We start from the raw sequence: 9,903 nt of genomic DNA on the forward strand, positions 1-9,903 counted from the left end.
GCGGCCGACGCAGGCGCTAAAGCCGTCGCCGACGCCCCCTCCGCGCTCTCGCTTCCCCGCCCCACCGGGCGTTACGCCACCGGTCGCGACACCCTGTTCCTCACCGACCACGAGCGGACCGACCCCTGGGTGCCGGCCGCCGGGGCACGCCGGTTGCTGGTGTCGCTGCACTACCCGGCCCGCCCGGGCAGCGGCGGTGACCCCGCCCCGTACATGCCGGAGGCGGAGGCGCGGCTGATGCTCGCGCAGCGCGGGCTCGACGACCCGGAATGGCCCGGGCTGGTCGCCGCCACCCGGACCTACTCCCGTACGGACGCCCGGCCTGCCCCGGGGCGCTTCCCGCTCGTGCTGCTCTCCCCCGGCTTCGGCACGCCCCGGGCCACGCTGACCGGGCTCGCGGAGGAGCTGGCGAGCCGGGGGTACGTCGTGGCGACGGCGGACCATCCGTACGAGTCGACCGGTACGGAGCTGCCCGACGGGCGGGTCCTCCCCTGTGCCGCCTGCGACGAGGTGGACGCGCAGCCCGACGACGCCGGGCGGCGCACGGTGCTGGCCGCCGTCTCCGCCGGGCGGGCCGCCGACTTCTCGTTCCTCCTGGACCGGCTGACCGGGCCGCGCCCGGCCTGGCGGCACGCCCGGACGATCGACGCACGGAGGGTGGGCATGGCGGGTCACTCCATCGGGGGCAACGCGGCCGCCTCCACGATGGCCGCCGACCAACGGGTCGACGCGGGCGTCAACATGGACGGCACGTTCTTCGACCCGGTCACCGCCCGCGGGCTCGACCGGCGGCCGTTCCTGATGCTGGGGACCGACCCCGGGCACGCCCCCGGTGCGGGTGACACGTCCTGGGACGAGGGCTGGGCCCGGCTGGACGGCTTCAAGCGGTGGCTGACGGTCCGGGAGTCCGGGCACTTCACCTTCACGGACACCCCGGCGATCGGGGAGCAGCTCGGCATCGTGGACCCGGACGCGCCGCTCTCCGCGGCCCGTTCCACGACGATCACCCGCGCCTATGTCACCGCGTTCTTCGACCGCAGCCTGCGCGGCCGGCCCGCCCGGCTGCTGGACGGTCCGACGCCCGCCCACCCCGAGGTGCTCTTCCAGCGCCCCTGACGGGGAGCACGACAGCGCCCCCGGGCCGTCCACGTACGGATACGTGGTCGGCCGGGGGCGCTGCCGGGTCCGTCGGGGCGCTACGCGGTGGCGGGCACGGCGGACTTGGGCTTCGCGTCGCGGACCTCGTCCCGGTCGGCGTCGTCGCCGAAGGAGTCGATCGGGGAGGGCGAGGCGGAGTTGTACGCGTCGTGGTCGAGGATCTTCTCGCGGGCCGCGACGATCACCGGGACCAGCGCCTGGCCGGCCACGTTGGTGGCGGTGCGCATCATGTCCAGGATCGGGTCGATGGCCATGAGCAGGCCCACGCCCTCCAGCGGGAGGCCCAGGGTGGAGAGGGTGAGGGTCAGCATGACCGTCGCGCCGGTGAGACCGGCGGTGGCGGCGGAGCCGATCACCGAGACGAAGGCGATGAGGAGGTAGTCGCCGATGCCCAGCTGGACGTCGAAGATCTGCGCGATGAAGATCGCCGCCAGCGCCGGGTAGATCGCGGCGCAGCCGTCCATCTTCGTGGTGGCGCCGAACGGCACGGCGAAGGAGGCGTACTCCTTCGGGACGCCGAGGCGCTCGGTGACCCGCTGGGTGACCGGCATGGTGCCGACCGAGGAGCGGGAGACGAAGGCGAGCTGGATCGCGGGCCAGGCGCCCTTGAAGAACTGGAGCGGGCTGACCTTGGCGACGGTGGCCAGGAGCAGCGGGTAGACGCCGAACATCACCAGGGCGCAGCCGATGTAGACGTCGGCGGTGAACGTCGCGTACTTGCCGATGAGGTCCCAGCCGTAGTCGGCGATGGCGTAGCCGATGAGGCCGACGGTGCCGATCGGCGCGAGGCGGATGACCCACCACAGAGCCTTCTGGAGCAGCTCCAGGATCGACTGGCTGAGGGTGAGGATCGGCTTGGCCCTGTCGCCGAGCTTGAGGGCGGCGATACCGGCGACGGCGGCCATGAAGACGATCTGGAGCACGTTCAGCTCGGTGAACGGCGTGATCACATCACCGGGGACGATGCCGGTCAGGAAGTCGATCCAGCTGCCCTTGGTCTCGGAGAGCGCGCCGTCCTTCGGCGTGAGGCCGGTGCCCGAGCCCGGGTTGGTGATCAGGCCGATCGCGAGGCCGATGGCGACCGCGATCAGCGAGGTGATCATGAACCAGAGAAGGGTGCGGGTGGCCAGCCGGGCGGCGTTGTTGACCTGCCGCAGGTTGGTGATCGACACGAGGATCGCGAAGAACACCAGCGGGGCGACGGCCAGCTTCAGCAACTGGACGAAGAGCGAGCCGATCTCGTCGAGGGTGGTGACGAGCCAGCCGAGGTCCTGGCTGCGGGCCAGCCAGCCGAGCAGCACACCGAGCACCAGACCGGTGACGATCTGGGCCCAGAACGGGACCTTGGGTATACGGGGACGGGACCCGGAGCCGGAGCCTGTGGGCTGCTCGGCCTCGGGGACGGTGGACGCGGGGTTCGCGGACACGGACACACTCCAGTGAGGACGCATCGGGACACACGGAAGCCATCCGTGCGGTCGTGCGGTGGAACGGGGACGGGGTCGCGGCGCCCGCGTCGAGGGGCGGCGCCGCTGCATGATGCCGTATCAGACCTCGCGGCAACAGACCGCGGACATACAGCGGCAGAGATCGACATGCAGGCGCGCCACGAGCGGGGGGCTCGCGGCATGACGGAGGCGCACAGCTGTCTTCACGTCGAATACGTTAACACTTGAACTTTGAGAAGCTCAAAGCCTTTCTTTTGGCTCGGGGGCGACGCTCCGGCCCCGCACCTGTCCGGAAAACGCCGCGGACCCCGTACCGGAGCGGTTCGCTCCGGTACGGGGTCCGGCGGAAGGAAGCAGAAAGGCAGAGGTCGCGCGCGGGGCGCGTGTGAGGAACCTTACTGAACGGCGTCCTCGCGGGTGCGGTTGGCGTCCAGGCGGGCCTTGGTGCGGTCGACGCCGGCGACGATCTGCTCGGACATCTCGTCGCGCTGCTTGCGCAGCAGCACATAGCTGAGCGGCGCGGAGAGGACGAGGCCGAGGAGGATCACCCAGATCGCGTTGGAGCCGCCGAGGCCCGAGGGGATCAGTCCGAAGTGGACGGCGACACCGGCGACGAAGAAACAGCCGACGAAGATCAGCAGGCGCAACGCCGTGTAACGGATCATCGCGCTCGGCTTGGCAGCGGACACGGCTGGCCCTCTCTTCCCGTGGACGGTCGGCACACTTCTGCCCGTCCAGTGAAGCATGGCCCGAATTCTCTCGGTTCAGGGGGTTGCCGGGCCCGAGGCGCACCCCAGCGGCAGCAGCATGATGATGTCGTCGCGGTCGTCGCCGGGGGCGACGCGGATCGCGTCCGGGACCCGGCCGACCTCCTTGTAGCCGCAGGAGGCGTAGAAGCGGTCGTTGCCGGTGCCGCCCCGGCAGGTGAGCCGGATGGCCTCGATGCCCTCGATGGAGCGCGCGGCGTCGGCGGCGGCCTCCATGAGGTCGCGGCCGTACCCCTTGCCCTGGAGGCGGGGGTGGACCATGACCGTGTAGAGCCACAGCCAGTGCTTCATCAGCCGGTGGGTGTTGAGGTTCAGGAAGGCGGTGGCGGCGACGGCGCCGTCCTCGTCACGGCCGACCAGCAGCCGGGTACGGCCCTCCTCGATGGCGACGAGGTGCTTGAGCAGCTCGGGCCGGATCTCCTCGGGGATGACGGGCGGGACGAAGCCGACGGCCCCACCCGCGTTGGACACATCGGCCCACAGGGCGGTGATGCCGTCGCGGAGCTCAGGGGAGAACGAGGGATCCAACTCAAAGGTAAGGGCCATAGTGCAACAGTAACCATTACCTCTGGGGTGGCTCAACCCCGTCCGGAACACGAGAAAGCCCCGGCCGGGGACGGCGGCCGGGGCTTACATCACGGGATGCGTCTCAGACGCGCATCGGCTGCGGCGACTCGCGCAGATCGGCGTCCGGGCCCGGGTACTCGCGCAGGATCTCGTACCGGGTGTTCCGCTCGACCGGCCGGAATCCGGCGTCGCGGATCAGGTCCAGCAGGTCGTCACGGCCGAGCTTGTTCGGCGTGCCGAAGTCGTCCGCGTCGTGCGTGATCTTGTACTCGACGACCGAGCCGTCCATGTCGTCCGCCCCGTGCTGCAGCGCGAGCTGGGCGGTCTGCACGCCGTGCATCACCCAGAACACCTTGACGTGCGGCACGTTGTCGAAGAGGAGACGGGAGACCGCGAAGGTCTTCAGGGCCTCCGCGCCGGTCGCCATCGTCGTGCGCGCCTGGAGCTTGTTGCGGACCTTGCCGTCCTTCATGTCCACGAAGTCATGCTGGTAGCGCAGCGGGATGAAGACCTGGAAGCCGCCGGTCTCGTCCTGCATCTCCCGCAGCCGCAGCACGTGGTCGACGCGGTGACGGTGCTCCTCGATGTGCCCGTACAGCATCGTCGCGGGGGTCTTGAGCCCCTTCTCGTGCGCCAGGCGGTGGATGCGCGACCAGTCCTCCCAGTGGGTGCGGTGGTCGACGATGTGCTGGCGGACCTCCCAGTCGAAGATCTCCGCGCCGCCGCCGGTCAGCGATTCGAGACCGGCCTCGATCAGCTCGTCGAGGATCTCGGAGGCCGAGAGCCCGGAGATCGTCTCGAAGTGGTGGATCTCCGTCGCCGTGAACGCCTTCAGCGCCACGTCCGGCAGGGCTTCCTTCAGCGCGCTGAGCGAGCGCGGGTAGTAGCGCCACGGGAGGGTCGGGTGGAGGCCGTTGACGATGTGGAGCTCGGTGAGGTTCTCGTTCTCCATCGCCTTGGCGAGGCGGACGGCCTCCTCGATGCGCATCGTGTACGCGTCCTTCTCGCCCGGCTTGCGCTGGAACGAGCAGTACGCGCACGAGGCGGTGCACACGTTCGTCATGTTGAGGTGCCGGTTGACGTTGAAGTGCACCACGTCACCGTTCTTGCGCGTCCGCACCTCGTGCGCAAGACCGCCCAGCCACGCCAGGTCGTCGGACGCGTACAGGGCGATCCCGTCCTCGCGGGTCAGCCGCTCGCCGGCCCGGACCTTCTCCTCCAGCTCGCGCTTGAGTCCCGCGTCCACCCGTCCGCCTCCCATATCTCCGTGTATCAGGCTCCGACCAACCGTACTCCCCCACCCTTAGGGCGGGAGGCGCCCCCTCTGCGGCGCTCCGCGCCTACGCCTCCTCGGGGAGTTCCCCGACCCGGTTCTCCCACTTGGTGGAAAGCACGATCGTCGTACGCGTCCGCGAGACACCCTTCGTACCGCTGAGGCGGCGGATCGTCTTCTCCAGGCCGTCCACGTCTCCGACCCGGACCTTGAGCATGTACGAGTCGTCGCCCGCGATGAACCAGCAGTCCTCGATCTCCGCGAGGTCCTTCAGGCGGTGCGCCACGTCCTCGTGGTCGGCCGCGTCCGAGAGCGAGATCCCGATCAGCGCGGTGACGCCGAGGCCGAGCGACGCGGAGTCGACGGTGGCGCGGTAGCCGGTGATGACACCGGCGGTTTCCAGCCGGTTGATGCGGTCGGTGACGCTGGGCCCGGAGAGCCCCACGAGCCGTCCCAGCTCGGCGTACGAGGCCCTGCCGTTCTCCCTGAGGGCCTGGATGAGCTGCCTGTCCACCGCGTCCATATGACTGAAACCTTCCATTGTTCAGCAGTACCGCGAGTCTACGTGTAGAATCTAAGGCATGCAGGGTCGACGCCCTGCAAATCTTCTAGAACATCCAAGAAACGCTTTCGAATCTTCAGGAGTGAACTTCACCGTGTACACGATCGAGATGGCCTACGCCCGGATGCGCGAGCTGCAGGACCTGGCCAACCGCTCGCGTGCCCACCAGCCCGCCGCCGCGCACCGCGTCGACAAGACCCGCTCCCCGCGCTCGCCCAAGAAGCGCTGACCCGGACCTCTCAGTCCTCGGGGCTGCGGGAGCCGCCACCGAGCTCTCCCTCCCAGCGGCGGTACAGCCGGTGTTCCACCCCGGCCGCGTCCAGCACCCGCCCCGCGACGAAATCCACCAGGTCCTGGATGTGCGTCGCCCCCGCGTAGAACGCCGGAGAGGCGGGCAGCACGACCGCGCCCGCCTCGTCCAGGGCCACCATCTGCTTCAGCGTCTGGCCGCTCAGCGGGGTCTCGCGCACCGCGACGACGAGCGGGCGGCGCTCCTTGAGCGTCACGCTCGCGGCCCGCTGGAGCAGATCCTTCGACAGACCGAGCGCCACTCCGGCCACACAGGCCGTCGAGGCCGGCACGATCAGCATCCCCTTCGCCGGGTACGACCCGGAGGACGGCCCGGCGGCCAGATCCCCGGTCGGCCAGTGGCGTACGCGCTCCAGCTCCGCGTCCCCCACCGCGAACGCGTCCGGCTTCCCGTCGGCGCCACGATCCAGCCAGACCCGCAGGTCCTCGCGCCAGTGCCCGTCCCGGAACGCGATACCGGTCTCGTCCAGCAGCGTGAGGCGCGAGGCCCGGCTCACCACCAGGTCCACGCTCTCGCCGGCCGCCAGGAGCCCGCGCAGGACGGCGGCCGCGAACGGGGTCCCCGAAGCACCGGACACCCCGACAATCCAAGGCCGCCGCTGCTGCTGAGTCACTGAAGTCCTGGATTCCACACCCGCGAGCCTATCCGGCGGCCCTCCGCGCGCGGCACCCGGAACCGGGCGGGCGCCACAGACGTTCTCCGGATGACGGGCAACCCGGGGGCAGGGGCAGACCATGGGCGACTACTGGACCACCGACCGCACCGCGGACCACGGCACCACCGGCAGCGCGCGGGCCCTGACCGCCGGGCTTCTGATGGCGGGCTGGGTGGCCCTGCTGTGGGTCCTCGAAGGGATCGACGTGGCCACGGGCCACGCGCTCGACACATACGGCATCAGCCCGCGCGAGATGGCGGAGCTGCGGGACGTGGTGCCCGCCGCGTTCCTGCACAGCGGCTGGGAGCATGTGGCCTCCAACAGCGTCCCGCTGCTGGTCCTCGGCTTCATAGCCGCCCTCGCCGGGCTGCGCCGGTTCGCCGCCGTCGTCCTGACGATCATCGTGGCCAGCGGCCTCGGCGTCTGGCTGACCGCCCCGGAGAACACGATCACGCTCGGCGCGTCCGGCGTGGTCTTCGGGCTGCTGGGCTATCTGCTGGTCCGCGGCTTCGTGGACCGCCGCCCCTGGGACATCCTCATAGGCGTCGGCGTCGCCGTGGTCTACGGCTCGCTGCTGTGGGGGGTCCTGCCGACCCAGTCGGGCATCAGCTGGCAGGGCCATCTGTTCGGGCTGATCGGCGGTGTGGCGGCGGCGTTCCTCTTCCGCCGCCCGTCCGCGCGCCGAGGACCGGACAACCTGGTCACGGTCTGAGGCGCCTCGACGGCCCGAGTGCGTTACGGGGTCAGGCCCCGCACCAGCAGGTCCAGCAGGGCGCAGGCGAACAGCGCGATGCCGATGAAGCCGTTCACCGAGAAGAACGCCCGGTTCAGCCGGGACAGGTCGTGCGGCCGCACGACCCGGTGCTCGTAGACGAACGCCACGGCGACGATCGCCATGCCGATCCAGTAGAAGACCTCGGCGCCCGTGGCCAGACCGAACCACACCAGCAGCCCGGTCGTGATCGCGTGGCACACCCGCGCGCCCCACAGCGAGGCCGGGATCCCGAAGCGCGCCGGGAAGGAGAGCACGCCGTGGGCCCGGTCGGCAGCCACGTCCTGGCAGGCGAAGATCAGGTCGAAGCCGCCGATCCAGATCCCCACCGCGAGCCCGAGGATCACCGCGTCCCACGACCAGCTGCCGGTCACCGCGAGCCACGCGCCGACCGGACCGATGGCCTGTGCGAGCCCCAGGATGGCGTGCGGGAAGTTCGTGAACCGCTTGCCGTACGGGTAGACCACCATCGGGACGACGGCGACCGGCGCGAGCACCAGGCAGAGCGGGTTGAGCAGGGCGGCGGCGCCCAGGAAGACGGCCAGCGCGACGATCGCGCCGGTCCACGCGGACTTCACCGACACCGCGCCGGTCACCAGCTCCCGGCTCGCGGTGCGCGGGTTCCGGGCGTCGATCTCCCGGTCGATGATCCGGTTGGCGGCCATCGCGAACGTCCGCAGCCCCACCATCGCGAGGGTGACCAGCAGCAGGACACCCCAGTGGATCGTGCCGTCCAGCTGGAACATCGCGGTCAGCGCGGCGATGTAGGCGAAGGGCAGCGCGAAGACCGAGTGCTCGATCATCACGAGCCGCAGGAAGGCCTTCACCTTGCTGCTGGAGGGTGCGGGGCCCTGGACGGACGCCGCTTCTGCCGCACTGCTCACAGCCCGTATTCCTTCCAGCGGCGGTCGACCTTCGCCGCCGTCTCGGGGTCGGAGACGACCATCTCCGGCCAGCCGCCGTCCCGGGTGTAGCCCTCGGTGGGCAGCTTCTTCGTGGCGTCGATGCCCGCCTTGCCGCCCCAGAACTGCTGGTAGGAGGCGTGATCGAGGTGGTCGACCGGCCCTTCGGTGACCGTGAGGTCGCGGGCGTAGTCGGTGTTGCCGAGCGCCCGCCAGGCCACCTCGTGCAGATCGTGGACGTCGCAGTCGGAGTCGACGACCACGATCAGCTTGGTCAGCGACATCATGTGCGCGCCCCAGATCGCGCTCATCACCTTCTGGGCGTGCTTCGGGTACTTCTTGTCGATCGAGACGATCGCGCAGTTGTGGAAGCCGCCCGCCTCGGGGAGGTGGTAGTCCACGATGTCCGGCACGATGATCTTCAGCAGCGGCAGGAAGAACCGCTCCGTGGCCCGGCCCAGCGGCCCGTCCTCGGTCGGCGGCCGGCCCACCACGATGGACTGGAGCAGCGGCCGCTTGCGCATGGTGACGCAGTCGATGGTCAGTGCGGGGAACGGTTCCTGCGGGGTGTAGAAGCCGGTGTGGTCCCCGAACGGGCCCTCGGGCAGCATCTCGCCCGGCTCCAGCCAGCCCTCGATGACGACCTCCGCCTGCGCGGGGACCTGGAGCGGCACGGTCTTGCAGTCGACCATCTCGATCCGCTTGCCCTGGACGAACCCGGCGAAGAGGTACTCGTCGATGTCCCCGGGCAGCGGCGCGGTGGAGGCGTACGTGACGGCGGGCGGGCAGCCGAAGGCGATGGCGACGGGCAGCCGCTCACCGCGCCTGGCCGCGACCTGGTAGTGGTTGGCGGAGTCCTTGTGGATCTGCCAGTGCATCCCGATGGTGCGCTTGTCGTGGCGCTGGAGCCGGTAGAGGCCCAGGTTCCGGACGCCGTTCTCGGGGTGCTTGGTGTGGGTGAGGCCGAGGTTGAAGAACGAACCGCCGTCCTCGGGCCAGGTGAACAGCGCGGGCAGCTGGTCCAGGTCGACGTCGTCGCCGGTCAGCACCACTTCCTGGACGGGCGCGTCGCCGGACTTCACCTTCTTCGGCGGCACGTGCACCATCGAGCCGAGCTTCCCGAAGGCTTCCCGTACGCCGACGAATCCCTGCGGCAGCTCCGGCTTGAGGAGCCCGCCGATCTTGTCGCTGATGTCGCTGTACGACTTCAGCCCGAGGGCCTTGAGCAGGCGCCGGTCGGTACCGAAGACGTTCATGGCCAGGGGCATCGAGGACCCCTTGACGTTCTCGAACAGCAGGGCCGGGCCGCCCGCCTTGTTGACCCGGTCGACGATCTCGCCGACCTCCAGGTGGGGGTCGACCTCGACCTTGACGCGCTTGAGATCACCATCGCGCTCAAGAGCCCGGAGCAGGGAGCGAAGATCGTCGTAAGCCATGCGGTCCAGTTTGTCATCCCCGCCCCCGCGGGCCCGCCGGGGCTCCCCCGTCC

General features: G+C 70.2%; 11 protein-coding genes. 3 read left to right on the plus strand and 8 right to left on the minus strand.

The window, feature by feature from the left end; translation table 11 throughout:
* On the plus strand, positions 1-1,116 hold a 1,116-nt coding region (locus tag D3105_RS29480; protein ID WP_118905987.1), incomplete at its 5' end, for an alpha/beta hydrolase family protein.
* Between the two features lie 80 nt (positions 1,117-1,196).
* On the opposite strand, the gene D3105_RS29485 is transcribed toward D3105_RS29480, so the two are convergent.
* The 5 genes from D3105_RS29485 to D3105_RS29505 all read right to left on the minus strand — a co-directional run bounded on the left by D3105_RS29485 (position 1,197) and on the right by D3105_RS29505 (position 5,736).
* Positions 1,197-2,585, minus strand: a complete 1,389-nt coding sequence (locus D3105_RS29485) for a dicarboxylate/amino acid:cation symporter (RefSeq protein WP_118905988.1) — start codon at positions 2,583-2,585, stop codon at positions 1,197-1,199.
* A gap of 416 nt (positions 2,586-3,001) precedes the next feature.
* Positions 3,002-3,295, minus strand: coding sequence for a DUF4229 domain-containing protein (locus tag D3105_RS29490; protein ID WP_118905989.1), 294 nt, complete (start codon positions 3,293-3,295; stop codon positions 3,002-3,004).
* Positions 3,296-3,370: 75 nt separating this feature from the next.
* Entirely contained in the window at positions 3,371-3,919 is a 549-nt protein-coding gene (locus D3105_RS29495) for a GNAT family N-acetyltransferase (RefSeq protein ID WP_118905990.1), read from the minus strand.
* 103 nt (positions 3,920-4,022) lie between these two features.
* Positions 4,023-5,186 carry an aminofutalosine synthase MqnE gene (gene mqnE, locus D3105_RS29500; RefSeq protein WP_010063934.1) on the minus strand — a complete coding sequence of 388 codons (1,164 nt, stop codon included), beginning with the start codon at positions 5,184-5,186 and terminating at the stop codon, positions 4,023-4,025.
* Positions 5,187-5,280: 94 nt separating this feature from the next.
* A complete protein-coding gene (locus D3105_RS29505; RefSeq protein ID WP_118905991.1) occupies positions 5,281-5,736 on the minus strand; it encodes an Lrp/AsnC family transcriptional regulator in 456 nt (151 codons plus the stop codon).
* Positions 5,737-5,857: 121 nt separating this feature from the next.
* Between D3105_RS29505 and D3105_RS34780 the strand changes: the two genes are divergently transcribed.
* Positions 5,858-6,004, plus strand: a complete 147-nt coding sequence (locus D3105_RS34780; RefSeq protein WP_010063936.1) for a hypothetical protein — start codon at positions 5,858-5,860, stop codon at positions 6,002-6,004.
* 10 nt (positions 6,005-6,014) lie between these two features.
* Here the strand turns inward: D3105_RS34780 and D3105_RS29510 are convergent, their stop codons facing one another.
* Positions 6,015-6,698: a UbiX family flavin prenyltransferase gene (locus tag D3105_RS29510; RefSeq protein ID WP_118905992.1), complete on the minus strand. Its 684-nt coding sequence runs from the start codon at positions 6,696-6,698 to the stop codon at positions 6,015-6,017.
* A gap of 121 nt (positions 6,699-6,819) precedes the next feature.
* Between D3105_RS29510 and D3105_RS29515 the strand changes: the two genes are divergently transcribed.
* Positions 6,820-7,452 (plus strand): rhomboid family intramembrane serine protease, encoded by a 633-nt coding sequence (locus tag D3105_RS29515; protein WP_118905993.1) that lies wholly within the window; start codon positions 6,820-6,822, stop codon positions 7,450-7,452.
* A 23-nt stretch (positions 7,453-7,475) separates the two neighbouring features.
* On the opposite strand, the gene mqnP is transcribed toward D3105_RS29515, so the two are convergent.
* Positions 7,476-8,396, minus strand: coding sequence for a menaquinone biosynthesis prenyltransferase MqnP (mqnP, locus tag D3105_RS29520; RefSeq protein ID WP_118905994.1), 921 nt, complete (start codon positions 8,394-8,396; stop codon positions 7,476-7,478).
* Positions 8,393-9,850 carry a menaquinone biosynthesis decarboxylase gene (locus D3105_RS29525; RefSeq protein WP_012380423.1) on the minus strand — a complete coding sequence of 486 codons (1,458 nt, stop codon included), beginning with the start codon at positions 9,848-9,850 and terminating at the stop codon, positions 8,393-8,395. The genes mqnP and D3105_RS29525 overlap by 4 nt, the downstream gene beginning before the upstream one ends.
* Positions 9,851-9,903 lie beyond the last annotated feature (53 nt).

It is taken from the genome of Streptomyces globisporus (assembly GCF_003501885.1).
Lineage (GTDB): Bacteria > Actinomycetota > Actinomycetes > Streptomycetales > Streptomycetaceae > Streptomyces > Streptomyces globisporus_D.